This window comes from Cobetia sp. 5-25-4-2 (assembly GCF_013374075.1).
Lineage (GTDB): Bacteria > Pseudomonadota > Gammaproteobacteria > Pseudomonadales > Halomonadaceae > Cobetia > Cobetia marina.
Window position 1 is genome coordinate 351647 of the sequence record NZ_BLWK01000002.1, and the last position, 26184, is coordinate 377830.

21 protein-coding genes and 2 riboswitches are annotated in these 26184 nt (G+C 62.4%); of the genes, 12 read left to right on the forward strand and 9 right to left on the reverse strand.

The features are described from left to right. The first annotated feature begins 103 nt into the window (after positions 1–103). The 5 genes from HXS65_RS06410 to thiC all read left to right on the forward strand — a co-directional run bounded on the left by HXS65_RS06410 (position 104) and on the right by thiC (position 6656). Positions 104–1408, forward strand: coding sequence for a sorbosone dehydrogenase family protein (locus HXS65_RS06410; protein WP_176493468.1), 1305 nt, complete (start codon positions 104–106; stop codon positions 1406–1408). A gap of 241 nt (positions 1409–1649) precedes the next feature. After that, positions 1650–2360, forward strand: coding sequence for a TIGR04283 family arsenosugar biosynthesis glycosyltransferase (locus tag HXS65_RS06415; RefSeq protein WP_255304439.1), 711 nt, complete (start codon positions 1650–1652; stop codon positions 2358–2360). Between the two features lie 43 nt (positions 2361–2403). Next, the gene (locus HXS65_RS06420; protein WP_176493470.1) at positions 2404–3096 is read left to right on the forward strand and encodes a TIGR04282 family arsenosugar biosynthesis glycosyltransferase; all 693 of its coding nucleotides are present in this window, start codon (positions 2404–2406) and stop codon (positions 3094–3096) included. A gap of 152 nt (positions 3097–3248) precedes the next feature. Continuing rightward, a riboswitch (TPP riboswitch) is annotated at positions 3249–3387 on the forward strand. A 142-nt stretch (positions 3388–3529) separates the two neighbouring features. Then, entirely contained in the window at positions 3530–4189 is a 660-nt protein-coding gene (gene tenA, locus HXS65_RS06425; protein ID WP_136938787.1) for a thiaminase II, read from the forward strand. Between the two features lie 190 nt (positions 4190–4379). Continuing rightward, positions 4380–4520, forward strand: a riboswitch (TPP riboswitch). A 126-nt stretch (positions 4521–4646) separates the two neighbouring features. Then, a complete protein-coding gene (thiC, locus tag HXS65_RS06430; RefSeq protein ID WP_176493471.1) occupies positions 4647–6656 on the forward strand; it encodes a phosphomethylpyrimidine synthase ThiC in 2010 nt (669 codons plus the stop codon). A gap of 130 nt (positions 6657–6786) precedes the next feature. Here thiC and HXS65_RS06435 read toward each other — a convergent pair whose 3' ends face one another. The 5 genes from HXS65_RS06435 to HXS65_RS06455 form a co-directional block, all read right to left on the reverse strand. Further along, positions 6787–7065 (reverse strand): peptidylprolyl isomerase, encoded by a 279-nt coding sequence (locus HXS65_RS06435; RefSeq protein ID WP_043331408.1) that lies wholly within the window; start codon positions 7063–7065, stop codon positions 6787–6789. 87 nt (positions 7066–7152) lie between these two features. Further along, positions 7153–7659, reverse strand: a complete 507-nt coding sequence (locus HXS65_RS06440) for a hypothetical protein (RefSeq protein ID WP_127734635.1) — start codon at positions 7657–7659, stop codon at positions 7153–7155. A gap of 321 nt (positions 7660–7980) precedes the next feature. Next, entirely contained in the window at positions 7981–8349 is a 369-nt protein-coding gene (locus HXS65_RS06445; RefSeq protein WP_077375127.1) for a phasin family protein, read from the reverse strand. 282 nt (positions 8350–8631) lie between these two features. Further along, positions 8632–9969: a nuclease-related domain-containing protein gene (locus HXS65_RS06450; protein ID WP_176493472.1), complete on the reverse strand. Its 1338-nt coding sequence runs from the start codon at positions 9967–9969 to the stop codon at positions 8632–8634. A 184-nt stretch (positions 9970–10153) separates the two neighbouring features. Then, entirely contained in the window at positions 10154–11443 is a 1290-nt protein-coding gene (locus tag HXS65_RS06455; protein WP_255304440.1) for a GNAT family N-acetyltransferase, read from the reverse strand. Positions 11444–11544: 101 nt separating this feature from the next. Here HXS65_RS06455 and HXS65_RS06460 point away from each other — a divergent pair, with 101 nt between their 5' ends. Together HXS65_RS06460 and pncB are read left to right on the forward strand one after the other, a co-directional pair. Further along, positions 11545–11901, forward strand: coding sequence for a DUF4190 domain-containing protein (locus HXS65_RS06460; RefSeq protein ID WP_240499666.1), 357 nt, complete (start codon positions 11545–11547; stop codon positions 11899–11901). Positions 11902–12032: 131 nt separating this feature from the next. Beyond that, positions 12033–13217, forward strand: coding sequence for a nicotinate phosphoribosyltransferase (pncB, locus tag HXS65_RS06465; protein ID WP_084208033.1), 1185 nt, complete (start codon positions 12033–12035; stop codon positions 13215–13217). A 107-nt stretch (positions 13218–13324) separates the two neighbouring features. Here pncB and HXS65_RS06470 read toward each other — a convergent pair whose 3' ends face one another. The 4 genes from HXS65_RS06470 to gap all read right to left on the reverse strand — a co-directional run bounded on the left by HXS65_RS06470 (position 13325) and on the right by gap (position 18989). Next, positions 13325–14191: a dienelactone hydrolase family protein gene (locus tag HXS65_RS06470; protein ID WP_136938791.1), complete on the reverse strand. Its 867-nt coding sequence runs from the start codon at positions 14189–14191 to the stop codon at positions 13325–13327. 65 nt (positions 14192–14256) lie between these two features. After that, positions 14257–16677 (reverse strand): diguanylate cyclase, encoded by a 2421-nt coding sequence (locus HXS65_RS06475; protein WP_176493474.1) that lies wholly within the window; start codon positions 16675–16677, stop codon positions 14257–14259. A 213-nt stretch (positions 16678–16890) separates the two neighbouring features. Further along, on the reverse strand, positions 16891–17289 hold the full coding sequence (locus HXS65_RS06480) for a hypothetical protein (RefSeq protein ID WP_176493475.1): 399 nt from the start codon (positions 17287–17289) through the stop codon (positions 16891–16893). A 695-nt stretch (positions 17290–17984) separates the two neighbouring features. Then, positions 17985–18989, reverse strand: a complete 1005-nt coding sequence (gap, locus tag HXS65_RS06485) for a type I glyceraldehyde-3-phosphate dehydrogenase (protein ID WP_077375144.1) — start codon at positions 18987–18989, stop codon at positions 17985–17987. Positions 18990–19365: 376 nt separating this feature from the next. On the opposite strand from gap, the gene edd reads away from it, so the two are divergent. From edd to HXS65_RS06510, 5 genes are all read left to right on the forward strand, one after another. Further along, positions 19366–21222, forward strand: a complete 1857-nt coding sequence (gene edd / locus HXS65_RS06490) for a phosphogluconate dehydratase (RefSeq protein ID WP_077375147.1) — start codon at positions 19366–19368, stop codon at positions 21220–21222. Between the two features lie 33 nt (positions 21223–21255). After that, positions 21256–22272: a glucokinase gene (glk, locus tag HXS65_RS06495; protein ID WP_176493476.1), complete on the forward strand. Its 1017-nt coding sequence runs from the start codon at positions 21256–21258 to the stop codon at positions 22270–22272. Between the two features lie 45 nt (positions 22273–22317). Further along, complete coding sequence (locus tag HXS65_RS06500; RefSeq protein ID WP_176493477.1) at positions 22318–23187, forward strand: D-hexose-6-phosphate mutarotase; 870 nt, start codon at positions 22318–22320, stop codon at positions 23185–23187. Between the two features lie 215 nt (positions 23188–23402). Then, entirely contained in the window at positions 23403–25085 is a 1683-nt protein-coding gene (gene pgi / locus HXS65_RS06505; protein WP_141392204.1) for a glucose-6-phosphate isomerase, read from the forward strand. Then, positions 25085–26068: a carbohydrate kinase gene (locus tag HXS65_RS06510; RefSeq protein ID WP_141392203.1), complete on the forward strand. Its 984-nt coding sequence runs from the start codon at positions 25085–25087 to the stop codon at positions 26066–26068. Before pgi ends, HXS65_RS06510 begins: the two co-directional genes overlap by 1 nt. The last annotated feature ends 116 nt before the right edge of the window (positions 26069–26184 follow it).

Below are 26184 nucleotides of genomic sequence, written 5' to 3' on the forward strand. Positions count from 1 at the left end.
TGGCGCAAACCGGCACAAGCTTCCAGACTTTCCTGCACGGCGGCGAGCGATGCCAGTCGACTTGCCGAGGCAGCCGCGACAGGCCAGGGAGGCAGTGGAGCACATGAGCAAGCGCCAACAGGACATCCGTGGATGCGCAAGCATCAGACAGCTGATGGGGACGGCACTCATCGGCTGTCTCTGCGCGTCGTCTCTTGCCTGGAGCGAGGCAAGCAGCAGCGACACCCTCGATGGCGAGACCTCTGCTCATGCCCCGGCTCTGGCATTGCAGGCGGCAAGCTCGGTTCCCGAGGACGCCCCCTCCCTGAGGCTGCCACCAGGGGCCGGCATGACTCGGCTGGCATCGATTCAGGCACCTCGCATGCTGCACCTCACCGCTCACGATGAGGTGTTGATCGGCTCGCGGGCCGGCAAGCTCTACCGAGGCCAGCTGGCCGATGATGGCAGCCTCAAGCGCATGGAAGTGCTGGTCGAGCTGGAAGGCTATCCCCACTCTGCCGTCGTCCGCGATGCGCGCCTGTATGTCGCGACCACGGACGCCCTGCTGGTCGCGGACTACCATCCCGGGATCTCCCTTGCCCCGAGCGACTTCCACCGCGTGATCGCGATTCCCGGCGGCGGCGGCCACAACTCGCGTACGCTGAGCCTGGGCCCTGACAATGGCCTGTATCTGGCGCTGGGGATCCAGGGCAACTGCTCCGATCAGTATCTGGCAGGCACCTCGCCTCGCTATCCACAGCAACAGCTCCGTGGGGGAGTGATGCGCCTTGAGGAAAGTGGCGAGCCTCCCGAGTGGCGTGCGTGGGCGAGTGGTCTGCGCAACCCCGTCGGCCTGGTCTGGCAGGCACTGGCGACAGGAGAGACGCGCCTGCTGGCCACCAACAACGGACCGGACCACTGGGGCTACGAGCATCCCCGCGAGCTGGTGGTCGCTGCCCGCGAAGGCAGCTTCCATGGCATGCCCTGGTATCAGTGGATCGATGGCCGCTGGCAGGCAGATGATTGCATCACGAGCGATTCACCGCGCGAACGTGACGAGATTGCACCGCCACTGGCCGAGATCCCCGCTCGCAGTGCGCCGATGGGTATCGCGGTGGTGCCGCCTGGGCATCCATTGGCTGCTGACATGGATGTCGTGGTGGCAGTCCACGGCAGCTGGGGCACGGCACCGTCCGGCAAAGCGTGGGGAGACCCCGCCAGTCGTCGTGAGCCTCGCCTGCTGGGCCTCAAGCTGGCGACGCCAGACACTGAAGCACACCTAGTGCCGGTACTGACCGGCCTGCAGGATGCCGCCAGCGGCGAGCGCTGGATACGCCCACTGGATGTAGCATTCGGCAAGAATGGCAGCCTCTACCTGACCAGCGATACCGGAGCCTCAGGACTCTATCGGATCACCTTCTCTCAATGACCTCCAGCCGCCTCTGACTCGACACGGCGGCTCACGCGTTGATTCTTCGCCCAAGCGTTGAGCGAGCGTCTCGACGCTCTGCATCCATGGGGTGATCACATGCGTATGCTCTCAGGACGACGCCATCGCCGGAGCCTGCGCCATGACAAAGCCCTCCATCTTCTCGCCAGTTGCCAGCCCTGCCCCCAGGGCTGTCCGTTCGGGCAGCGCCCTGACGCGCCCCCCGTGGCTGAGCATCATCATGCCAGTCCACAATGAGGCATCCGGTATCGTCTCGGCCTTGATCGCCTTGAGCCCAATGCGCGCGAGCGGGGATTGCGAGGTCATCGTGGTCGATGGCGGCTCCACGGATACTACCCGCGAGCTGGCAACGCCGCTGTGCGATCGCTGCCTGAGCAGTGATCCGGGCCGGGCAACGCAGATGAACGCCGGTGCCTCTCAGGCTCGTGGTCAATGGCTGCTGTTCCTGCATGCCGACACGCGCCTGCCGGCACATGTCCTCTCGGTACTGTCAGAGACCCTCGCCGAGCATCGCGAGTGCGACTGGGGTCGCTTCGATGTCGACATCGAAGGAGATTCTCCGCTGCTGCCCGTGATCGCCATGCTGATGAATCTGCGCTCGCGCCTGACCAGCATCAGCACAGGTGATCAGACCCAGTTCGTACGACGCTCCACCTTCGAGGCCATCGAGGGCTTTCCCGTCGTGCCCCTGATGGAGGACATCCAGCTGAGCGTCAGGCTCAAGCGACTGACCTCGCCGCTGAACCTCTCCGCCAGAGTCACCACCAGTGGAAGACGCTGGGAAACCCATGGCGTCTGTCGCACCATCCTCAAGATGTGGGGGCTGCGCCTGGCAGCCTGGGGTGGCGTATCTCCTGTCCGTCTGGCGCGCCTCTATGGATATGGTGCCGCCGCTCAGGCCTGCGAACAGCGTGGCTTGCCTCATGCCTGAAGCCTCGCTTGCTGGCAGGGAAACCGACACGGCCGCGTATGACATGCGCCCGACGCTCATCATCTTCGGCCGCCTGCCACTGGCCGGACAATGCAAGACGCGGCTGATCCCTGCCCTCGGTCCCGAGGGGGCGGCACGCCTCTACTCGCGCATGCTGCGCAGAATCGTTCAGCAGGCCTGCGCCTCACGCCTCGGCAAGGTGGTCGTGATGCTGACTCCCTCCCCCGAGCACGCCCGGCAGCAACCTGAGCTGGCAGCCCTGCTGACGGAACTTGAGGATCAGTGGCGTGCAGAGAGCATGGCGGCACATGGCAAGCGAATCACGCTCGAGGCACAGCCACAGGGTGGGCTTGGGGAGCGCATGCATCAGGCCATGCTGCGCCACCTGCCCGCAGGCCCCGTGCTGCTGATGGGCTCTGACCTGCCCGCATTGGACAGTCAACGTCTTCGCGAGGCGGCGCGGTGCCTGCATGACCATGATGCGGTGCTGCAGCCCAGCGAAGACGGGGGATACGGATTGATTGGCCTGAAAGCAGCCTGCTCGGCGGCCTTCCAGCTGGATCACTGGAGCCATGCCGACGTGAGCCGGGAGACTCTTGCACTGCTGGCTCAGGCAGGCAGAAGCGTCGGTTGCCTGCCTGTCAGCTGGGATGTCGATGAGCCTCACGATCTGGTGCGCCTGAGGCGACACTTCCCAGCCCTGATGGCGAACCTCTCCTCCTGTCAGCCTGCATGACATCTTTCCTGCAGCACATGACACGCTTCCCGCATCGCAGGAAGCCCTTTCCGCATCGCAGATGGCCTCCCAAAGTCGCATGGGTTTTAGGGCGGCAGAGGCTTTTCCTGCACCGCAGGACTGTTACACTCGAGATATCGTGACGCCTGAGTCACAGCTTGACGGGGTGCCGGTAAGACCGGCTGAGATGTCATTCGCACTGTTCGAGGCCTTGCATCGAGGTGCGTGTATGACGATCCCGCCGAACCTGATCCGGTTAGTACCGGCGTAGGGATCAAGCGCGAAGTGTTGCCGCACATCATCTTCACCTCTTCCAGGTGAACGCCGCACCTCCCCCGCTTTTTCCCTGCAGATTGCCGGACCTGACCACGCTCGAGCCAGACCTTTGCCACTCCATCACGGATTGGCAGCACGCTCACCGAGGGATGCGTCGATGCCCAGCTTTTCAGACCTGACCAGTGCCTGCGCCGAGGAATGGCGCGACTATCTCGAGCATGACTTCGTTCGCCAGCTCGGGGAAGGTCGTCTGCCAGAGGAGTCCTTCCGCCATTACCTGCAGCAGGACTACCTGTTCCTGATCCACTTCGCGCGCGCCTGGGCGCTTGCCGCCTACAAGAGCCGCACCCTCGCGGAGCTGCGTCAGGCCACGGCCAGTCTCGACACCATTCTCAATACCGAGCTCGACCTGCATATCGGCTACTGCAGCGAGTGGGGCATCAGCGAGGATGACCTGAGTGAGCTGCCGGAATCCCGCGCCACCCTGGCCTATACCCGTTACGTACTGGATTGCGGCCAGCGCGGCGATCTTCTCGATCTTCACGTGGCGCTCGCGCCTTGCCTGATCGGCTACGGCGAGATCGCCGAGTGGCTGCTGGACCAGGACACCACCGAGATCGAGGACAATCCGTACGCGGACTGGATCGCGATGTACTCCAGCGATGAGTTCAAGGAAGCGGTGGACGCCGAACGTGAATGGCTGGACGCTCGGCTCTCGGAGGTCTCGGAGCGCCGGCTGGGCGAACTGGTCGATGTCTTCCGCGATGCGACACGTCTCGAGATCGACTTCTGGCAGATGGGCCTTGATCGCGACTGATCCGTGGCAGGCCCTTGCGTGACAGGCCGCGCCTGCGCGAACGGAAGACACACCGATTTTCATCGGCCTGGGGACGTGGTCCTCTCGCCAATCATCCAGACACACCACAGGCCATCAGAGCCTGAATGCGAGCACGATGACCTGGGCCAGCACAACGCTCAGCACAGGTCATGCCCGCATTGAATTCTGAGCACGCTTGACGGGGTGCCGGTGGAACCGGCTGAGATCCTGCATGCATCACCTCGCCGCCAAATGGGCGAGGCTGCCAGCAAGGGGTCCCGTGGAACCTGAACCGGTTAGGACCGGCGTAGGAATCAAGCTGATGGTCAGCCGCTGCCCGCGGCCGCCTCGCTCCCGGGCCACCTGTTGGCAAGGAGTCGGCGATGGCCATCCTCTCCCTGCGCACGGTCTTCCCATGATGACGTCTGCCGTGACGTCGCCCTTTGAGGAGACCTGCATGAGCACTACCCCCACGACTCAAGATCCGCAAGCCACCAACGCCGCCGAACCGTCGCTCGCCCCCCAGCCTGAGGCTGCGCCGAAGGCGCGCGCACGTGCCGGTCGCAAGGATGGCAGTCGCCATCTCGCCAGCGAAGCCCGCGTCGACGCCGCCGCCATCGCGCCGCTGAGCGGCTCGCGCAAGATCTACATCGAAGGCTCTCGCCCGGACATCCGCGTGCCCATGCGCGAGATCGGCTGCTCGCCGACCCAGACCTCCAGCGGTCTGGAAGAGAATCCGCCGATCGTCGTCTACGACACCTCCGGCCCCTACACCGACCCGGCGGTCGAGATCGACATTCGTCGCGGGCTGGCGCCACTGCGCGAGAAGTGGATCGAGGAGCGCGGCAATACCGAACAGCTCAATCAGCTGAGCAGCGAATATGGTCGCGTGCGCCAGGCCGACCTGCGCCTGTCGTCCCTGCGTTTCGAGCTGGACCACCGCCCGCGTCGTGCCCTGCCGGGCAAGAATGTCACCCAGCTGCACTATGCGCGCCAGGGCATCATCACGCCGGAGATGGAGTACATCGCGATTCGTGAGAATCAGCGTCGTATCGCGCTGCGTGAGGAATATCAGGGCAGCGACTCCGTCGAGAGCATTCTGGGCCACCAGCACCCGGGTCACAGCTTCGGCGCCAACCTGCCCGACGAGATCACCGCCGAATTCGTGCGTGAGGAAGTCGCACGCGGCCGCGCCATCATTCCCGCCAACATCAATCACCCGGAAAGCGAGCCGATGATCATCGGCCGCAACTTCCTGGTGAAGGTCAACGGCAACCTGGGCAACTCGGCGGTCACCTCCTCCATCGAGGAAGAGGTCGACAAGATGACCTGGGCGATCCGCTGGGGCTCCGACACCGTGATGGATCTCTCGACCGGCGCCAACATCCACGAGACCCGTGAATGGATTCTGCGCAACTCTCCCGTGCCCATCGGCACGGTACCGATCTATCAGGCGCTGGAGAAGGTCGATGGCGTGGCCGAGAATCTTGATTGGGAGATCTTCCGCGACACGCTGATCGAGCAGGCCGAGCAAGGCGTCGACTACTTCACCATCCACGCCGGCGTCCTGCTGCGCTATGTGCCGCTGACCGCCAGCCGCGTGACCGGCATCGTCTCGCGCGGTGGCTCCATCATGGCCAAGTGGTGTCTGGCGCATCACGAGGAAAGCTTCCTCTATCGCCACTTCGAGGACATCTGCGAGATCTGCAAGGCCTACGACATCAGCCTGTCACTGGGCGATGGCCTGCGCCCGGGCTCGGTGGCCGATGCCAATGACGCCGCCCAGTTCGGCGAGCTCGAGACGCTCGGCGAGCTGACGAAGATCGCCTGGCAACACGATGTCCAGGTCATGATCGAAGGTCCGGGTCACGTGCCGATGCACCTGATCAAGGAGAACATGGACAAGCAGCTCAGCGAGTGCGACGAGGCGCCCTTCTACACCCTCGGCCCGCTGACCACCGACATCGCCCCGGGCTACGACCACATCACCTCCGGTATCGGTGCCGCGATGATCGGCTGGTTCGGCTGCGCCATGCTCTGCTACGTGACCCCCAAGGAGCACCTGGGCCTGCCCAACAAGGACGACGTCAAGACTGGCATCATCACCTACAAGATCGCCGCGCATGCCGCGGATCTGGCCAAGGGGCATCCGGGCGCGCAACGTCGTGACAATGCACTCTCCAAGGCACGCTTCGAGTTCCGCTGGGAAGACCAGTTCAATCTGGGCCTTGACCCGGACACCGCGCGCAGCTTCCACGACGAGACGCTGCCCAAGGATTCGGCCAAGGTCGCCCACTTCTGCTCCATGTGCGGGCCGAAGTTCTGCTCGATGAAGATCACCCAGGAAGTCCGCGACTACGCCAACGAACACGGCCTGACCGGTGACGCCGACAGCGTGATGGCCGGCATGCAGGAGCAGGCTGACAAGTTCAAGCGCGAAGGCAGCCAGCTCTATCAGGAGGTATAGGAAGAGAGACTGGCGCACGAAAGGCTGACGTGCTGAGCCGCACGAAAAACGCCCCGACCATCACTGGTCGGGGCGTTTTCAATGGCCTGCTGCCAACCGCTCATGACACGTCATGAGCGTGATCCAGAGATCACGTGCGGCTGGTGACTTCCAGCAGGTGATAACCGAACTGGGTCTTCACCGGGCCCTGCACGGTGTTGATCGGTGCGCTGAACACGACTTCGTCGAATTCCTTGACCATCATGCCCGGGCCGAAGGCGCCCAGGTCACCGCCACTGCGACCGGACGGGCAGGAGGAGTGCTCGCGAGCGGCATCAGCGAAATCGCGGCCGTTCTCGATTTCGGTCTTGAGAGCTGCACACTGTTCTTCGCTGGAAACGAGAATATGACGCGCTGTGGCCTGTGCCATGTCTATCACCTGTCACTGATCGAATAAATGCCGCCGGCAATCACCGGCGGCGTGGCAGCACATTGTGGCCCAAGGCGACGCTCGCCGCTAGCGTCCGCCACAGACCCGGCGCTGATACTGGATGGCATCAAGGTCGCTGCTGCCCAGCAGCGCCGCTGTGGCAGCATTGCATTCCGCCTCTGCCAGTTGATCGGCACCTGATGATTCAGCCCACTGGATATTGCCGATGCTGGGCTGATAGCTGACCGCCGCATGGCAGGCCATGCGCCGCGTACTGTGGTAACGCTGGGAGGGCAGGGTCGGAGGATTGGCGGTCATTTCCTGACAGGTGGAAGCGAACATCTCACTGGCCGCCTGGCTGCAGCGGGTATGTGCCATGGCATTCTGCCGCTGGTTGGCACACACGGAATCATTGAGAACACGCCACTGCAAGGTATCGAAATCGATCATCTGCCCTTGATAGCGGGTCTCGACATGTTCTCGCTGAAGCCCTGCTGTCGACGTCAGATGAGACGCTACTCCCTCCCCGAATTGCCCACTCATGCCGGATACCGCGTCCATTAATGCTGCCAATGCCGCACTGACAGAATTCATCACACACTCCTTGTGTTGATGCCTCCCGGCATATGCCGCCGGGGAGCCTTGCTCGATCATCCATGACCGTCACTTGCGGTGACATGACCTGGTAACGCTGCCTGATCGCGCTGCCGGATAAGACCGACCGATAGCGTCAGCGCGCTCACTGCGATATTACCCGCTCACCGCCATCATTGCCTTGACGCTCAAGGGGATGGTGCCAACGCTTCCTCCTCCCGCAACGAGTCGTCAGATTCAAGACTCCAGACGCGCGAACGCCCACCCGGAAGACCGGATGGGCGTTGTAGACGCTCGCCTGAGAGCGTCAGCAGCAGTCGCTTACTTGGCGACTTTCTGCATGGCCTCGGAGGCGGACTTGGCATTGTTCTCTGCCAGTTCCTGACCTTTCTTGGCGTATTCCTGGTTCAGCTCGACCACCTTCTGGGTGTCGTTCTGAAGCTTCTCGCCCAGAGACTTGACCGTCTCCTGCTGTTCCTTGACGAAGTTCTTCAGGCCTTCGCTGTCCTTGATCTCGAGCATGGAACGCGCCTGCGCCATGGAGGTATCAACGTAGGACTTGGTCAGATCCATCTGAGCGCTGACCAGCTTCTCGCTGTAATCGAGGCTCAGGGCGCTGAAAGCACGCAGCGGAGCGAAGAACATGTCGTCGAACTGCTGAGTGGTCTTCTCAAGATTGGTGTTGAACATGGGGCACCCTCCAGGGTTTGGCATCACACGGAAAATGAAGCGGAGCTTTGCTCCGTTGGCTACCAGGACTGAACCAAGCTTGTGAGCCATGAGGTCGAGATCTCACTGCAAGCCAGCATTCTCGACAGGTTCCATCCTCGCTGCAGTGCAGCATAAGCCACCTCTTGCTGCACTGCAACATCAGGAGCGCAATATTGATCAACCACCTTGCCCTGCGAGTCTGCTTCCAGGCTGACTGCCCTCTTGCCCAGAGACGTCAAGCCCCTGAATGACATGAAGATTTCAGTCGCTCGCACGACATCGCTGGCACAACATCCTGTCACCCAGCAATTCGCGCTGACCCTCGCTACGACATAACGCCACACTGGCCTTGGACAACCAGCGACGACACTCATCACAACGTGGCTGCAGGTATTGCATCTCATCATGGCCAGACGCCATGCCACGATGGCCGTGCGACACGTCAGAGGCTTTCGCGCCAGCGGAGGACACGCCCTGCAGCCTCACGTCAGAAACTGAAGGCTGCCAGTCCTGAGCCTGCAAGCCGTGGCACGTGGACGAGGGCATGGTCTGCGTCATGCCGGACATCAGTGTCTGGAAAGAGGATGAGGTGGCCTTTGGAGGAGTGGCCCGGCGAGTCTCGGAAGGTGTTGGCCCCTCCTCACGAGGCGTGACCTGAGGAGCGTCATCCCCGCTTGAAGAAGGGATGGCGTCATCACGCACGGGGGCCACCGAGGGGGAAGCGGATGGGTCCTGGGGTGGTACCCAGGCGTAGGCCGTCTGCTCATCGGGATGGATGGCCATGGTGGCATGTTCTGACAAGCCGAGTCGCGACGCCCAGTCGACCCGTGATGGGCCATGCTGCGCCAGGATGGCACGACCGAGACGCCTCAGACGACGCGGGTCGATCCGGTGGGTGAAATCACGCATGCGGGCGACGGAGGCCGCCCCGCTCCCCAGATTGAGGCATTCTTCGGACAACCCGCGCAGGTCCACCAGCGCTCGACTGTCCAGAATATCTTCGGGAGGCCGGCTGACCTGTTCCTCGGCGGCAATGACCAACCGATGCGTCAATTGTGGCTGCAGCACCATCCCGAGTCTGGAAGGCAGGAGACCTGAGCTCTCCAGCCAGCGGCGAAAGCACTGCTGCTGTTCCTTGAGTGCCAGCAGCGGTGATGGCGTCAACCGCAACTCATCACCGCTCTGAACGACCTCCCCGATATCTTCCAATGAGCCCTGCCCGACGGAAGCGCCTTGCTCGACAGAGGGGCCCTGGTGCGCGCTCAGCTCGCCAAATGGCGAGATCGTCAGCGGGAGATCAAAGCAGGACGCATCCAGTACCCAGAATTGCATGAGGCGATTGATCAACACGTGATCCAGCTCGATCACGCCATCATCCCCTTCCAGGCGCAGGTCATGCAGCACGACCCAGTCATCGCGCGACTCGAACAGGGTGTTCAGGAATCGGGCGAGCGAACGACGACGCTCCTGATGCGCTCGAACGCCTCGCAGCATCCTCAGAACCTGCTGGCGCTCCTGGGTGCTCAAGGTGGCATTCTGCGCCAATACCTCAAGTACCAGAACGTCATACTCCCTGGAGTCACAATCCTTGAGCAGCATGGGAGCCTCTAAATTTAGAACATTAAGATGTTTTCAGTGTAGTCATCGCAGTGCCATCTCTGCCACCTGCTACCTGTCAGGGCATCCAGCCAGGGGGAACAAGCAGGGGAGAAACGGGTACCGGGCAGATCTTCAGGATAGCGCTTCAGGGCAGATCTTCAGGATAGCGCTTCAGGACAGACCTTCAGGATAGATCAGGCTGATGATGATAGGGCAGCATCGCCTCCACCTGGCGTCGCGCCCCGCTCAACCAGCGCGCTTCCTCCTCAAGCGCGTCAGCCACGGCTGACTGCAGTCCGGGATGTACCAGCCAGTGCAATGACCAGGTGTCATAGGCCGAGAAGCCGCGGCTGATCTTGTGCTCACCCTGTGTGCCCGGATCAAAGCGCGTCAGTCCCCGCTCAAGGCAGAACTCCAGCCCCTGGTAATAGCAGACCTCGAAATGCAGGCAGTCCGCCTGCACTTCACTGCCCCACCAGCGCCCATAGAGGCAATCGGCACCGACAAGGCACAACGCAGCCGCCACAGGATCGCCATGTTCATCACGCGCCTGCACCAGCAGCAGCTGTTCGGGCATGCTGCGCCTTAAGCGCTGAAAGAACGCCAGTGTCAGGTAGGGCCGTTGTCCGCGCTCCAGATAGGTCATGCAGTAACAGCGATGGAAAGCTTCGAGATCGCTCTCACCGATGGCTTCACCGCTGAGACGCGCGAGGGTGATGCCCTGCTCGAGCACCTTGCGGCGCTCGCGGCGGATCTCCTTGCGTCGCTTGGAGCGCAGACTGCCCAGCCACTCATCGAAGTCTCGCTCACCTCGCGACTGCCAGTGATACTGCATGCCACCACGCAGCATCAGCTGCGGACTGATGGCTTGCCAGTCGCGGCACTCGTCAAGATCCGCGAACAACAGATGAAAGCCACTGTGCTCAAAGCGTCGCAAGGGCCCGCCTGCGTCGACGGCGGGTGCCACGCCGGCCTGAAGCCTGGGCCACAACCAGGCAAGCAGCGCTCGGCGGGAAGGGCCTCCCGTCTCCGATGAGGCCAGGACCAGCCGCGGACCAGCGCTCGGCGTGAAGGGAACTGCCGACAGCTGCTTGGGATAATAACGCCCACCGGCCTGCTCCAGCGCCTCGGCCCATTGCTGGTCAAAGACATACTCGCCCCGCGAGTGCAGCTTGAGATAGCGCAGCAAGCCGGCGACAAGCCGTCCTGACTCGTCACGCACCAGCAAGTGCGCCGGGTACCAGCCCGTAGACGCGCAGGCCGCGCCGCTGTCTTCCAGTGCACGAAGATAGGCATGTTGCAGAAAGGGATACTCTTTTCCCGCCAGCGCATCCCATTCTGCGGGCGTGACAGCGCTGATCGACGAGAGCACGTCCAGCTGCCAGTTCGCGCCACGTCTGTCAGTGGCCTCAGTCCCGATCTGCCTTCGCGACGCATCACTCTCCTGATGCCCTGCTTCCCGGTGCTCGCTCACCCTGCTCTCCTCTGAAGATGCCCACTCTGCCGCCCGGCCGATATGCCGCCTGCCCCAGGACATGCTAGTGTGTCGCCATGATGCAAGACAATGAGACTGCCATGACTGATACATCGCCTCCCGCCGACAAGCCTGAGCCCACGCGCGATACGGCGACGGCTACCGAGCGTCCCACCACTCCCTCTGCGCAGGAAACCCGCGCCGAGACCAATGCCATGGCACTGGCCTCCTTTGCCCTGAGCGTGCTGGGCTGTCTGCTGGCACCCGCGGCATTGGGTGGCATCGTCTGCGGTCATCTCGCCCGCCGACAGATCCGCCAGCGCGGTGATGCCGGCGATAGCTGGGCGCTGGCCGGCCTCATACTGGGCTACCTGCTCATCGCGTTGTCATTGGCGGGTCTGCTGATGTTCGGCGGCATGATGCTCACCATGTTCGGTATCATGGCATTCAGCAGCTGACGCAGGATGACCCTCCTTCAGCCTGCCCCCGATTTTCATGCCAGCGGGACACCCTGCCGCCTTGAGCACCTGGTGTGCTCCCGCCAGCGATTCCGGCTCCTGTGAGCCGCCTCATACCTGAGCGAGCCTCGATGCTGCACTCGATTCTCGATAATGATTTCTACAAGTTCACCATGCAGAACGCGGTGGTGAAACTGTTTCCCTACGCACGCACCCGTTACGCCTTCATCAACCGGGGCCAGCATGCCTTCCCCCCGGGATTCGGCGAAGCACTGCGCGCGGCCGTGGATGACATGGCACGCCTGGCGCTGAGTGCTGAGGAAAAGGAGTTTCTGGAGCAACAGTGCCCCTTCCTCGACCCCACCTATCGTGACTTTCTTGCCGGCTTTCGCTTCGATCCCGCGGAAATCACCATCACCCAGTCGGGTGAGGAGCTTGAGGTCCATATCGAGGGCTACTGGTACCGCACCATCCTGTGGGAAGTCCCGCTGATGGCGATGATCAGTGAGCTCTGGTACCGCCTTGGTGGCGATCAGCGTGACAGCGACAAGAGCGTGCGTGACAGTACGCTGACCAAGATCGAGCACTACAAGCGTCTGGGGGTACGTGTCGCCGAGTTCGGGACGCGTCGTCGCCATTCCTATGCGGTCCATGATCAGGTAGTGGCCGCCCTCAAGGAACAGGGCCGTGGCTGCTTCATCGGTACCAGCAATGTCCACATGGCCCAGCGTCATGGCACCAAGCCCATCGGGACGCATGCTCATGAGTGGTTCATGTTTCATGCAGCGCGCTTCGGGTTCAAGATGGCCAACATCCTGGCGCTGGAAAACTGGGTGAAGGTCTACCGGGGTGATCTGGGGATCGCGCTTTCAGATACCTTTACCAGTCGTGCCTTCTTCAGAAGCTTCGACAAGAAGTTCGCCAAGCTGTTTGATGGGGTACGGCACGACAGCGGTGATCCCATCGAGTTTGCCGAAGCGACCATTCGCCACTATGAGTCGCTGGGCATTGATCCCAAGACCAAGACGATCATCTTCTCGGATGGTCTGGATACCGACAAGGTTGACCGTATCGTGCGCTACTGTGCCGGTCGTATCGGCATGTCGTTCGGGATCGGCACCAACTTCACCAATGACGTCGGCCCCCAGCCGATGAACATGGTCATCAAGATGACGGAAGCCCGGCCCGAGGGTCAGGATTGGGTGCCGGTGATCAAGCTGTCGGATGTGTCCAGCAAGCATACGGGTGATCCGGACATGATCCGTCTCGCGCATCAGGTGCTCTCGCTCAAGGAGCTGGATCAGACGGCAGACTGACGCGCTCGCCCCTGACACCGTCACCCCTACATGAAGAAGCCCGTTCAGGATGATGCCTGAACGGGCTTCTTCATGTAGGTCACGCATTCGGCGTCACGACAACCTGCTCATGTCTGCGGCTGGGTCTTCGGTGACTTGAACACGCCATTGAACAGATTGAGCATGACCTGCCAGGAGGCAGCATCCGCCGACGCATCATAGCCGAGCGGGAGGTCGTACCTGGCGGCCTTGGCATCCGACTCCGGATTGGTGAACGCATGCTTCGCCCCCGGATACTGGATCAGGGTCGTCCGCGTACCGAGGGATTCAAAGGTAGACAGCAGCGTGTCCAATCCTTGCTGCGATACCAGAGAATCCGCCTCGCCATTCTGGATCACGACGCGTCCGGCGAAGGGCTCGGGATTCTCGACGGCGATTCCAGGGCTGCCGTGGAAGCTGACGACAGCCTTGAGCGGAGCGCCGGAAAGCGCCATGTTCAACACGACACCTCCCCCGAAGCAATAGCCGATGGCCGCAAGGCGGTCACCATCCACCTCGGGGCGAGAACGCAGCACCGCCAGCGCCGAATTGAAGCTGGATTCGGCCTTCGGCCAGTCACTCATCACCGCCGACGAGAAGGCCTTGGCATCCTCGGGATGCTCCGCCGTGCGGCCTTCACCGTACATGTCTACCGCCATCACGACATAGCCGAGCCCCGCCAGCTGCTCCGCGCGCTTGCGAGCATAACTGTTGAGCCCCCACCACTCATGGACCAGCAGTATGCCGGGACGACGTCCCTTGGCCTTGGCATCACGCGCGATCAGCCCGACATGCTCCTCACCATTGGCACGATAGGTCACGACCTCGGTGACGACCTGCGGTCCTTCGAGGCGGTCGACGAGGGTGCCATCATCGGCCGCCAATGCCTGCCCCGCGGACAGCACCGATTGTGCAAACAACAGACTTCCGGCGCACCAGCCACGTAACATACGCATCGCCCACTCCTTGTGCAGATTGACAGAGTACAGAATGATGGAACGTGCCCACTGTCGTGTCGCGGTCACATCCCTTCCTCCCGATTGTCCTCGCTCACCGAGCTTGATGCCACTACCACCCGGTTACGACCACTCCGCTTGGCACTGTAAAGCGCCATGTCAGCACGATGCAGGAAGTCGTCACGGCTCTCCCCGGGCAGCGGCGTGGCGACGCCGAGACTCACGGTACACAGCAGCTCCTGCTGCATGAACGCGAAGGTCATGCCGGCAATCTTCTGACGCAGACGCTCTGCCATGCCGACAGCGGTGGCGACCCCGGCATCAGCCAGCAAGATGCCGAATTCCTCGCCCCCCAATCGCCCGAAATAGTCATTGCGCCGCAATTGCTGCTGACAGATGCCGCCCAACCCACTCAACAACTGGTCCCCGGCGGCATGACCGAAGCTGTCATTGACCCGCTTGAAGTGATCCACATCGAACAGGACCAGGGCAATCTGGTCCCGCGAGGCGGATACCAGCAACGTATCCAGCATGGACAGGAAGCAGCTGCGGGTCATGGCACCGGTCATCGCGTCCGTCATGGCTTCATGCTCGCGCCGCTGTTCGATCAGCTTGCGTTCATTGATATTGCGCGAGACCGACAGAATCCGGAGATAGCGGCCGGTCTTGGGGTCCATCGAGGGCGTGGAGATGGATTCGAACCACAGCGTATGGCCCTGCTTGTGGAGAATTCGGAAGTCGACACGAAAGACCTCTCCAAGACAGGCGGAACGATGGACCTTCCTGGCGACGCGGTCTCTGTCATCCGGATGAATCAGCAGCTTGATCTCGCTGCCCTCGATGTCATTCACGCCAAACCCGCAAAGCCTCTCGACGGATGGACTGATGTACTGACAGATCCCGTCACTGCCTTCAATGCTGACCATGTCGCTGACGGAATCGAGAATGAATCGATAGCGCTCCTCGCTCTGACGCAGCGCCCGCTCGATGTGATGGCGCGCCGTGATGTCGTCACAGTAACCATTCCATGTCACGCTGCCATCGATGGGGTCCATCGGTTGGGGCAAGGCCACGCAGGCCAGCCGCCGGGTTTCCCCATCTGGATGCTCATAGTAGATATCCGGCTCCCAGGGCGACTGGGTTTCGGCACTGGCGCGTGCCGATTCAAGCAGTCTTTGCCGCTCCTGGTCATTGAGATGCGACAGGAAGCGCGAGGCATCCTCAAGTGTCGCGTCAACTTCCTCTCCCAGCAGTTGATGGGCGACCGGCGATAGATAGGTATAGGTGAACTCATCCTCCCGGCTGAGCCGGCATTGAAACACCATGCCCGGCATCTGCTGTATCAGATACTCCAGCTGGCGTCGGTGAGCCTCGCTTTCACTGATGTCACTCAGTTGCCCCAACACCTCTCTGACGGCGCCTCCGGCCGCATAGTAGAGGTGCATGTCATCCTGCAGATAGCATTGGCGGCCATCCACATGGCGGAAGGAGTAACGCAGGCTGACGCTGGCACTGCGCGAGTCGACGGCCTCCTGAAAGCGTGCCTGACATTCCGCCAGGTCATCCTCGCAGATGCGTGACTGCCAGATTCGCGGGCTGGCCAGCAGCAGGTCCCGCGACAGGCCCGCCAGCATCTCGACGCCGGAGGAGATGGATTGCAGCTCCTCCAGTGGCCAGGGGCCTCGCGCACAATAGCGCACCCCCGGGGTGTCATTGAGCTGAGTCATCAACCGCTGACGTTGATTGACCGCCTGCTCCAACCGGTGGTGAGTCGCGCTGATGTCACGCACCATCACGGCGACTCGAGGCGAGTCTCCTTGCTGCGTCCGGCCCAGATTCACCAGCTGGACGGAAAGACGACAATCGCCACGTGGCAAGCTCAGGCTGACGTCACACTGCAAGGTCCCGGCTCCTTCCAGACAATGCATGACGTGGGAGTGATACACCCGCTCCAGGGTCTGTCCCGCATGTGCCATGGCGGCGTCATGGTAGAGGTGCCATGCCGGATTCGCCTCATGCAGGTACAGGGAGGTTCCTCTCACCTCCAGCATGGCCATGGGGTCTCTGCTGCGCATCAGCATCATGCGATATGCCTGAAGCTGCTGTCGCTCGTGGGCAAGTGCCTGTTCTCGTAGGGAGATATCGACGACTCGACCGCAGACCGGGTGATTCACGCCGGAGCGCCAGAGTGTTTCCTCCACCAGCACGCCGTGTCCACTGCGATCCCTGATGCGATAGGTCATCGACCCGGCAGGAGCACCGGAGGCCCGGAAGTCTCTGACTCGCTGACGATCTGCCGCCACGATCAGGGAGAACCACAGTTCGGGATGCTTGAGGAAGTCGCGCTCGCCATACCCGAGCAGACGCTCCACTGCAGGATTCAGGGTAAGGAAGCGCTGGCCGTCCGCGCTCAACATGAACAGGACATCCCCTGCGACGGCATGGTAATGGTGCAGCAGGCGGGCATCTGAGAACGATTCCAGCAATGTGAGACTCCCCTTTGGGTCAGACGTCGCCCCTCAGAGTGCGTCATCACCCCGCGCAAGACCAGTGCGTCACGCCAACGCTGGAGGGCACGTCACCGTCAAGGGCAGGCAGGCCCATGCCGCCTCCGGACTGACAATCTCGATGGGCAGCACGAAAACGCCCGACCCGGAACAGAGTCCGGGTCGGGCGTGAAGGGGTCAGAGCGGAAGGTGCTAGCCTTGTGCGGTACGTGCACCGACCATGGCATCAGCCTGCAGGGTATCCGGCTCGCTGACCGTGTCATGCGGGGCACCATCGCGGGCGACATCCTTGCGCACTCGGCTCGACGCAGAGGGCGCCTTGGCTCGCCTCTGCGCCGCGCCGGTAGCGTGACGTCGCGTGGCAGTTTCCTGCCGCTCACCACCACGGGCGCGGGAGTGCTCCAGCAATGAACGAAAGTCATCCGGCGTCATGTCAATGCGCTCTGCGGCGGCACTCTCCTGCCAGAGAACATAGATGGCCGGCTGCTCACGCCCGAGATCCATGCCGACCACGCGTCCCTGACGTTGTGTCCCGGGGTCGCGCAGCGTCGCACCGATCAGTTCGTGGGCTTCGCGAATGGCATCGTGCATCTGAGACAGCCTGCTTTGGAAGTCAAGAGATCTGCCGAGAACAGCGGCAGTGTGGCAATACCTTCCCTGCATTGCCCCAGTACATGAACATTCGCAGGACGAAAGCGTGCCTGCATGATCTGACATGCCACCCGCGCTCACGAGCGACGTACACGGCGCATGTCAAGAGCAAAGTGTAACACATGTTCATAGTTTCGCTAATCACACCGACACCACCCACAAGAAAGCGGCACATTGCCTGCCATTCGACACTTTTCACCGCACGTTATGCCGACCAACTTCAGAGAGTGTCGCCATCTTTGTAATCTCTGTCTCTCATGCCCCACGCGAATGATGCCAAACGAAGACACGAATGCCTGGAGGACGAGCATCGCGAGGCAAGCCCTCATCTCGAGATTCAGGCGAAAAAAAACCTCCCATGACTGGGAGGTTCAAAGAGTGGATGACGCGATGTCATTCCGAGCAGCATCGAAGCCGGTCTTGGCGCCAACCCTGACCGACATACGATTGAGAGGGGACGAGTGACATTGCCTTGTCCGTGGAGCCTGAGCGCGACGCGAGAATCCTCGGGCCACTCGTCCTCACCTGGGGGAGCCTGTCGAGTCTCTGACAGGGCTCCGAATTCTGAGACCTCACCTGTGCCAGCCTGAAGAGATGGCCTCTTCAGGGAACCTCAGGCGAGGCCTTGAGTCATCTTACTTGGCGGCCTGCATGGCCAGTGCGGTGTCGAGCATGCGATTGGAGAAGCCCCATTCGTTGTCGTACCACGCCATGACCTTGACCAGACGCCCTTCGCTGACGCGAGTGTGGTTGCTGTCGAAGGTGGAGGAATGCGCATCGTGGTTGAAGTCGATGGACACCAGCGGCAGCTCGTTGACGGCCAGCACGCTGGAGCCTTCGGCAGCCTTGGTCACGATGGCATTGATCTCTTCGATGGAGGTATCGCGAGAGGCCGTGAAGGTCAGATCGACCAGCGAGACATTGATCACCGGCACGCGAATCGCCAGACCGTCCAGCTTGCCATTGAGTTCCGGCAGCACCAGGCCCACGGCTGCCGCGGCACCGGTCTTGGTCGGAATCATGGAGTGCGTGGCACTGCGGGCACGGTACGGGTCGGAGTGGTAGACATCCGACAGGTTCTGATCGTTGGTGTAGGCATGGATGGTGGTCATCAGACCGTTCTCGATGCCGACTTCGTCGTTCAGCGCCTTGGCGACCGGTGCCAGGCAGTTGGTGGTGCAGGACGCGTTGGACACGACCTGATGCTCTGCCTTCAGCGTGTCTTCGTTGACACCGAACACGATGGTGGCATCGGCATCACCGCTCGGCGCGGAGATCAGCACACGCTTGGCACCGGCTTCGATATGCTTGGCGGCAGCGGCACGCTTGGTGAACAGACCCGTGCATTCCATCACCAGGTCAACATTCAGGCTGGACCACGGCAGTTTGGCCGGATCGCGTTCCGCCAGGATACGAATCTTGTCTTCACCGACGAACAGGTTCTCTTCGTCATGAGAGACCGTCTCGGCGAAACGACCATGCACGGTGTCGCGGCTCAACAGATGAGCGTTGAGCTTCGGATCACCCAGATCGTTGATGGCAACGACCTGAATGCGATCATTGTATTGGCCTTCATACAGCGCACGCAGCACGTTGCGACCGATGCGACCAAAACCGTTGATGGCGACGCGTAATGTCATGACTCAACTCCTGTGGCGTATGGCAGGTGCAGGTTGGCACATGGCTTCACTGCTCGGGAAGACTTGGCGCATCCCGGGCAGACCAACGTGGCTCATGAAAGTATCCTACACGCTTTTACGTTAATTTGGCCGAAAGTCGTCCAGTCTTCAAGCAGTTTTTTTGTTAAGTTTACCGAATATTTCGAACAAATGCGTTTCCTGAGCAACGTGACGCGCTACTGTAGCCTGCTCTCGGCAGGATGACCGAGACTCCAGACTTTACAGTGCCGCCGTCACTGGCTAGCGTCGCCCTAGACAGGCACGCCCGATGCACGGGAAGCCCCCATTTCTTCGCCAGCCTCGGCGCCCTGCGCCGCCTGACCCATGAGGTAAGAGCATGTCCGTCAATCCGACCGTCGAGCGCGTGACTCAGCGCATCATTGATCGCTCCAGCGAACGTCGTGCTGCCTATGAGCAACTGATGGAAAGCCAGCAACGCCGTGGCGTCCATCGTTCCGAACTCTCCTGCGGCAACCTGGCGCACGGCTTCGCTGCCTGCGGTGAGACCGACAAGAATCGCCTCAAGCTGATGAACTCGGCCAACCTCGGCATTATTTCGTCATATAACGACATGTTGTCCGCGCACCAGCCATTCGAGGATTACCCGCGCATCATCAAGGAAGCGGTGCAGGCGATGGGGTCCACGGCCCAGTTCGCCGGCGGCGTACCCGCGATGTGTGATGGCGTGACCCAGGGACAGCCGGGCATGGAACTGTCGTTGTTCTCCCGCGACCTGATCGCCATGGCCGCCGCCATCGGCCTGTCACACAACATGTTCGACGGCGCCCTGTTCCTGGGTGTCTGCGACAAGATCGTGCCGGGCCTGTTCATCGCCGCGGCGCGCTTCGGTCACCTGCCGAGCCTGTTCGTGCCCGCGGGCCCGATGCCCTCCGGCCTGCCCAACAACGAGAAGGCGCGGGTACGTCAGCTGTTCGCCGAAGGCAAGGTGGGCCGCGACGCGCTGCTGGAAGCCGAGTCCGCCTCCTACCACAGCCCGGGCACCTGCACCTTCTATGGCACCGCCAACTCCAACCAGCTGATGATCGAATTGATGGGCCTGCACCTGCCGGGCGCCTCCTTCGTCAATCCGGGCACCCCGCTGCGCGACGCCCTGACCCGTCACGCTGCCGAGCAGACCATCCGCAACAGCGAAGTCGGCGGCGACTATCGTCCCTTCTATCGCCAGATCGACGCTCGCGCCATCGTCAACGCCATGGTCGGCCTGCTGGCCTCCGGCGGCTCCACCAACCACACCCTGCATCTGGTCGCGATGGCGGGTGCGGCAGGCGTGACCATCACCTGGGATGACTTCACCGAGCTTTCCGCCGTGGTCCCCAGCCTGACGCGCATCTATCCCAACGGTCAGGCTGACATCAACCACTTCCAGGCAGCCGGTGGCATGAGCTTCCTGATTCGCGAGCTGCTCAAGGCGGGACTGCTGCACGACATCACCACCCAGGACGGCGGCACCCTGGCCGGCTACGTGCGTGAGCCCTTCCTCGAGAACGGCAAGCTGGTCTGGAAGGATGGCCCCACCGACAGCCTCGATGAGGACGTGCTGCGTCCGGTCGCCAATCCGTTCGCGCCGACAGGCGGCCTGACCGTGCTCGAAGGCAATCTGGGGCGTGGCGTGATCAAGGTCTCCGCCGTCAAGGAAGAGCACCGCCTCGTCGAAGCCCCCGTGAAGCTGTTCAGCGATCAGGACGAGCTCAAGGCCGCCTTCGAGGCCGGCGAACTGGAACAGGACATGGTGGCCGTGGTCCGCTATCAGGGTCCGCGCGCCAACGGCATGCCGGAACTGCACAAGCTGACGCCCTATCTCGGTATCCTGCAGGACCGCGGTTTCAAGGTCGCGCTGGTGACGGATGGCCGCATGTCCGGCGCCTCCGGCAAGGTGCCGGCCGCCATCCACATGACCCCGGAAGCGCTGGACGGTGGCCCGCTGGCACGACTGCGCGAAGGCGATGTCGTTCGTCTGGATGCCAACGCCGGCACGCTGGAAGCCCTGGTCGAGGAAGGCGAATGGCAGGCTCGTGAGGCCGAAGGCATCTCCCGTGACAGCTACCACCATGGCCTGGGCCGTGAGCTATTCTCCGGGATGCGCTCCCTGGTCGGTGGCGCCGAAGAAGGGGCCTCCAGCTTCGCAGGCTACGGCGACCAGCCCGGCAGCGGCCACGACCGCAATACCCACTGAGCAGCCACGCAAGTCGACTGAGGACGCCACACGATGACTCGTGAGACACCGAGCCGCTTTGCCTTGGTAGGCGACATTGGTGGTACCAATGCCCGGCTGGCGCTTGTCCAGCCGGGCAGCCACACCCTCCATGACATCCACACGCTGGCCTGCGCCGAGCATTCCGGACTCGTGGAGGCCGTCCAGGCCTACTACCAGAGACTGGGGCTTGCCCCTGACGAACAACCCAAGGAGGCCTGCCTCGCCTTTGCCTGCCCGGTCCATGAGGAGCAGGTCAGCATGACCAACAACCATTGGTCATTCGCCAAGAGCGACGTGCGCGAATCCTTGGGCCTGACACGCTTCAAGTGCCTCAATGACTTCACCGCCATGGCACTGGGCGTGCCGCACATCGAGCCCGATGAGCGACTGCCCATCGGTGAGGAACTCACGGAAGGAGCGGGCAATGATGCCGCCCCCCGTCTGATCATGGGCCCGGGAACAGGGCTGGGTGTCGCGGGTCTGGTACATGGCACCCACAACTGGATTCCGCTGGCCACCGAGGGTGGGCATGTCAGTTTTGCCCCTACCGATGCGCTCGAGGATGCGCTGCTGAAGATCTTCCGGCGCCGGCACGGCAGAGTCTCGGTGGAACGCCTGCTCTGTGGCCAGGGAATGCTCGAGATCTACCGGGCGCTGGGCGAACTGCGCGGCCTGCCGACTCCGCTCGAAAGTGCCGCGGACGTCAGCCAGGCCGCCCATGCCCGCGATGCGCTCGGGCAACCCAAGGACAGCCTGGCTTGCGATGCCGTGCTGCGCTTCATGAAGATTCTGGGAGACGTGGCCGGGGATCTTGCCCTGGCACTCGGCGCACGTGGCGGCGTGTATCTCTGCGGCGGCGTCCTGCCGCGCAACCTTGACCTGCTCAGGCAAAGCGATTTTCGCCGCGCCTTCGCCGACAAGAACCGCATGAGCCGTTACAATGCCGCGATCCCTACCTGGGTGGTGACCGCGCCGTGGACCGGTCTGCTGGGGGCCGCCGAGGCACTGCACAATGAAGAGGTGGCCTGACGCGATGCCGTCGGCCACGCTCCTGAACCGTCGAGGAAGCTCGAGATGATTCCTGAAAGTCTGCGCGCACTGGTGGATGCCACGAGCGGCCAACGTACCTGCGAATGGCAAGGCCGCATGCTCCTGATCCTCAACCGCGCCTGGGGCGAGCTGGTCGTCTGCCACCAGGGCGCCCAGGTGCTGCATTACCAGCCAGCCTCCCAGCGCCCCTGGCTGTGGGTCACCGAGACACCGGCGGCGCTTCCGGGCAGCATTCGTGGCGGCATTCCGCTGTGCTGGCCCTGGTTCGCTGACGAGTATCCTGAGGGCGAGACAGAGCTGCATGGCCCGGCGCGCAAGGCCGAGTGGCGCATCGACGCGGTAGAGGAAGACGAGGAGGAAGGCGTCGAGATCCACGCCTCTCCGCAATCTCCCCTGCACGCGGCACTCTCGCCTCGCGTCGTCATCTTCGCGGGTCGCCACTTCCTGAAGGTGGAGCTGATCACGGAAAATCGCGGCGAGACCCCGGTCAAGATGACCGGCGCCCTGCATACCTACTTTGCCGTGGAAGATGCCTTCCAGTGCCGCGTCACCGGCCTCGCCGGCGCCAGCTATCTGGACAAGCGTCAGGACTTCTCGCGTCTTGATCAGCAAGGCGAGCTGGGCATTCGCGGCCCGCTGGATCGCATCTACCAGTCAAGCCAGGTCCAGGTGCTCGAGGATGGTCAGCGCAGGCTGCGCATTGCAAAGCAAGGCTCCGACTCCACGGTCGTCTGGCACCCGGGCGATGCACCGCCGGCCGATACCAGCGTCGAGAACGCCCGTGGTTTCCTGTGTGTCGAGACTGCCTGTACCCGCCTTGACCCCGTCTGGCTGCCGCCGGGCGCGCAACATCTGCTGGTACAGCACATCTCCCCTCTCGAACAGGAAGGGTGACACTCACGATCCATACACCACCTGTCAGCCTCCCACTGACAGGTGGCTACCGAGCGGCGATCAGCAGGCAATCATCGGCAGGTGCCTTCCCCATGGCACTGAATCGTGTCATGCCACGCCTGCCAGCGTCATTCGTCAGCTCAAGGCGCGCTGGTCAGCGACGGACTGCAGACTGGCGACACAAGCTATCCACAACCCATACGATGGACACTTCCATGCTGCAATTGACCCGTAGTGTTTCCTGGCAGGCGCTGACCCGGCTAGGCGAGGTAACCCGCAACGACCGTATTCGCGACTACTTTGCCGCGGACCCCAAGCGCTTCGAGAAGATGAGTCTCCGGGTCGGCGGCCTGTTCCTCGACTATTCCAAGCACCACATTTCCGACGAGGTGATGAAGGCACTGATCGAGCTGGCAGACCACTCTGCCCTCGTTCAGCGTCGCTCCCAGATGTTCTCGGGTGACATCATCAACGTGACCGAGAATCGCCCCGTCCTTCACACGGCCCTGCGCAGCCAGTCCAATACGCCGGTCATCGTCGACGGCAAGGACGTGATGCCGGAGATCCACAGCACTCGCGAGCAGATCCGCGCCTTCTGCGAAAGCGTGCGCAGTGGCGAATGGAAAGGCTATGACGGACAACGCATCCGCGATGTCGTCAACATCGGCATCGGAGGCTCCGACCTCGGCCCCAACATGGCCTGCCGCGCCCTGCTCAAGCATCGTCATCCGGAGCTGAACTTCCACTTCGTCTCCAACGTGGATGGCAACCACATCCAGAAGGTGCTCAAGCGCCTCGATCCGGCCACAACCCTGTTCATCGTCTCCACCAAGACCTTCTCCACGCAGGAAACCCTGCTCAATGCGAAGTCAGCACGTCGCTGGTTCCTGGAGCAGGCAGGTCAGGATGCCGACGTCGGCGCCCACTTCGTCGCGGCCTCCACCAACCGCAAGGCGGCCAAGGAATTCGGCATCCGCGAAGAGAACGTCTTCGAATTCTGGGCCTGGGTCGGGGGCCGCTATTCCATGTGGTCATCCATCGGTCTGCCGATCGCCCTCTCCATCGGCTATGACGGCTTCATGGAACTGCTGGAAGGCGCCTATGAGATGGACCAGCACTTCATCGAAGCGCCGCTAGGCGAGAACATGCCGGTCCTGATGGCCCTCATCGGTATCTGGTACATCAACTTCATGGGTGCCGAGACCCAGGCCATCGTGCCCTACGATCAAGCCTTGCATCAGCTGCCCGCCTTCCTGCAGCAGCTCGACATGGAATCGAATGGCAAGTCGGTGGACATCTTCGGGCGTCCTGTCGACTACAAGACCGGCCCGATCGTGTGGGGCGAGACCGGTTCCAACGGTCAGCATGCCTTCTTCCAGCTGCTGCACCAGGGGACTCGCTACGTTCCCATCGACTTCATCGCTTCCCTGAAGCCGGAGCCGGGTACCGAAGAGCACCACTTCGCACTGATCACCAACATGCTGGCCCAGGCCAATGCCTTCATGGAAGGCAGCCAGGATGGCAGCAACCTCGACCCGCATTACAATTGCCCGGGCAACCGTCCCTCGAGCACGCTGCTGCTTGATGAGCTGACACCGCGCAACCTGGGGGCGCTGATCGCTCTCTATGAGCACAAGGTCTTCGTGCAGGGCGTGATCTGGAACATCAACTCCTTCGACCAGTGGGGCGTGCAGCTCGGCAAGCGCATCGCAGGCGAGATCAGCGCACGCATCGATACTGACGTCCAGGCCTTCGATCCCTCCACCCAGGGCCTGCTGGCACTGGTACGCGAGCACTTCCCGGCCGCAGGAGACAGCATGCAGCCAGAGACAGGCGTGACCAGCACCAAATCAAGCAAGAAGGCCTCGACGGCCACCACCAAGGGAGCAACCTCCTGATGACTCCGGTAATCGCATTCGGCGAAGCGCTCGTCGACATGCTGTCCAACAAGCTCGGCGGTCAGGCCGTCGAGCAGGAAACCTTCACGCCCTACGCTGGTGGTGCGCCCGCCAATGTCGCCGTGGCCTGCGCACGCCTCGGGCTGCCCAGCCACTTCGTGGGCATGCTGGGCCAGGACAGCTTCGGCGACTTCCTGCACGACGAACTGGCCACCCATGGCGTACGCCTGGATCACGTCAAGCGCACCAGCGAGGCGCGTACCGCGCTGGCCTTCGTCTCGCGGGACGAGGATGGCGAGCGTCGCTTCGACTTCTATCGTCCACCGGCAGCTGACCTGCTGTTTCGTCCGGAACATGCAGGCCCGGAGCTGTTCGCTCAACCCGCCATCTTCCATCTGTGCAGCAACAGCCTGACCGACGCCGGTATCGCGGACACCAGCTTCGTGCTGGCGTCTCGCGCACGTGCTGCTGGCTCCCTGGTCAGCGTGGATGCCAATCTGCGTCACAACCTGTGGCCGAATCAGCAGGTCGACGTGTCACTGGTCACTCGCCTGCTGGACAACGCCGATATCCTCAAGCTGTCCCAGGAAGAGGTCGAGGCACTCACTGATGGCCAGCAAGAGTCCGATTGGCTGCAGGCACGCCTGCAGGCCGGCGTCCGCCTGATCGTGCTGACCGACGGCCCGGGCACCATCCGCGCACTGGTGCGCAAGCAGAGCGGCGAGACCAGGACCGTCAGCATCACGCCGCCGGTGGTCAAGGCCATCGACACCACGGCCGGCGGTGATGCCTTCATCGGCGGCTTCCTCTCGGCGCTCAGCGAAGCCGGCGTGGATGCAGCCCTGCTGCATGACTGGTGCGAGGAGGAGAGCCATCTTCAGGCTGCGCTTGAGCGTGCAGCAGCCTGCGGCGCCTTTGCCGTGACTCGCCCTGGTGCCTATGCCGCGCTACCGACTCGAGAAGACCTCACTGCCATGCAGTGAGCGGACCGAGTGACGTCACTGGCCACCCCAGAGCCAGCGACAATCTTGAGATGCGCACGTAAAAGCCCCGCTGATCTGATGATCAGCGGGGCTTTTGGTTTTCTGAGTTCAAGTTC

What these genes read in the sequence shown, in the direction of transcription:
- HXS65_RS06410 (WP_176493468.1), top strand. Translation starts at nt 104, where the DNA reads ATGAGCAAGCGCCAACAGGACATCCGTGGATGCGCAAGCATCAGACAG.
- HXS65_RS06415 (WP_255304439.1), top strand. Translation starts at nt 1,650, where the DNA reads ATGCCAGTCCACAATGAGGCATCCGGTATCGTCTCGGCCTTGATCGCC.
- HXS65_RS06420 (WP_176493470.1), top strand. Translation starts at nt 2,404, where the DNA reads ATGCGCCCGACGCTCATCATCTTCGGCCGCCTGCCACTGGCCGGACAA.
- tenA (WP_136938787.1), top strand. Translation starts at nt 3,530, where the DNA reads ATGCCCAGCTTTTCAGACCTGACCAGTGCCTGCGCCGAGGAATGGCGC.
- thiC (WP_176493471.1), top strand. Translation starts at nt 4,647, where the DNA reads ATGAGCACTACCCCCACGACTCAAGATCCGCAAGCCACCAACGCCGCC.
- HXS65_RS06435 (WP_043331408.1), bottom strand. Translation starts at nt 7,065, where the DNA reads ATGGCACAGGCCACAGCGCGTCATATTCTCGTTTCCAGCGAAGAACAG.
- HXS65_RS06440 (WP_127734635.1), bottom strand. Translation starts at nt 7,659, where the DNA reads ATGAATTCTGTCAGTGCGGCATTGGCAGCATTAATGGACGCGGTATCC.
- HXS65_RS06445 (WP_077375127.1), bottom strand. Translation starts at nt 8,349, where the DNA reads ATGTTCAACACCAATCTTGAGAAGACCACTCAGCAGTTCGACGACATG.
- HXS65_RS06450 (WP_176493472.1), bottom strand. Translation starts at nt 9,969, where the DNA reads ATGCTGCTCAAGGATTGTGACTCCAGGGAGTATGACGTTCTGGTACTT.
- HXS65_RS06460 (WP_240499666.1), top strand. Translation starts at nt 11,545, where the DNA reads ATGACTGATACATCGCCTCCCGCCGACAAGCCTGAGCCCACGCGCGAT.
- pncB (WP_084208033.1), top strand. Translation starts at nt 12,033, where the DNA reads ATGCTGCACTCGATTCTCGATAATGATTTCTACAAGTTCACCATGCAG.
- HXS65_RS06470 (WP_136938791.1), bottom strand. Translation starts at nt 14,191, where the DNA reads ATGCGTATGTTACGTGGCTGGTGCGCCGGAAGTCTGTTGTTTGCACAA.
- HXS65_RS06480 (WP_176493475.1), bottom strand. Translation starts at nt 17,289, where the DNA reads ATGCACGATGCCATTCGCGAAGCCCACGAACTGATCGGTGCGACGCTG.
- gap (WP_077375144.1), bottom strand. Translation starts at nt 18,989, where the DNA reads ATGACATTACGCGTCGCCATCAACGGTTTTGGTCGCATCGGTCGCAAC.
- edd (WP_077375147.1), top strand. Translation starts at nt 19,366, where the DNA reads ATGTCCGTCAATCCGACCGTCGAGCGCGTGACTCAGCGCATCATTGAT.
- glk (WP_176493476.1), top strand. Translation starts at nt 21,256, where the DNA reads ATGACTCGTGAGACACCGAGCCGCTTTGCCTTGGTAGGCGACATTGGT.
- HXS65_RS06500 (WP_176493477.1), top strand. Translation starts at nt 22,318, where the DNA reads ATGATTCCTGAAAGTCTGCGCGCACTGGTGGATGCCACGAGCGGCCAA.
- pgi (WP_141392204.1), top strand. Translation starts at nt 23,403, where the DNA reads ATGCTGCAATTGACCCGTAGTGTTTCCTGGCAGGCGCTGACCCGGCTA.
- HXS65_RS06510 (WP_141392203.1), top strand. Translation starts at nt 25,085, where the DNA reads ATGACTCCGGTAATCGCATTCGGCGAAGCGCTCGTCGACATGCTGTCC.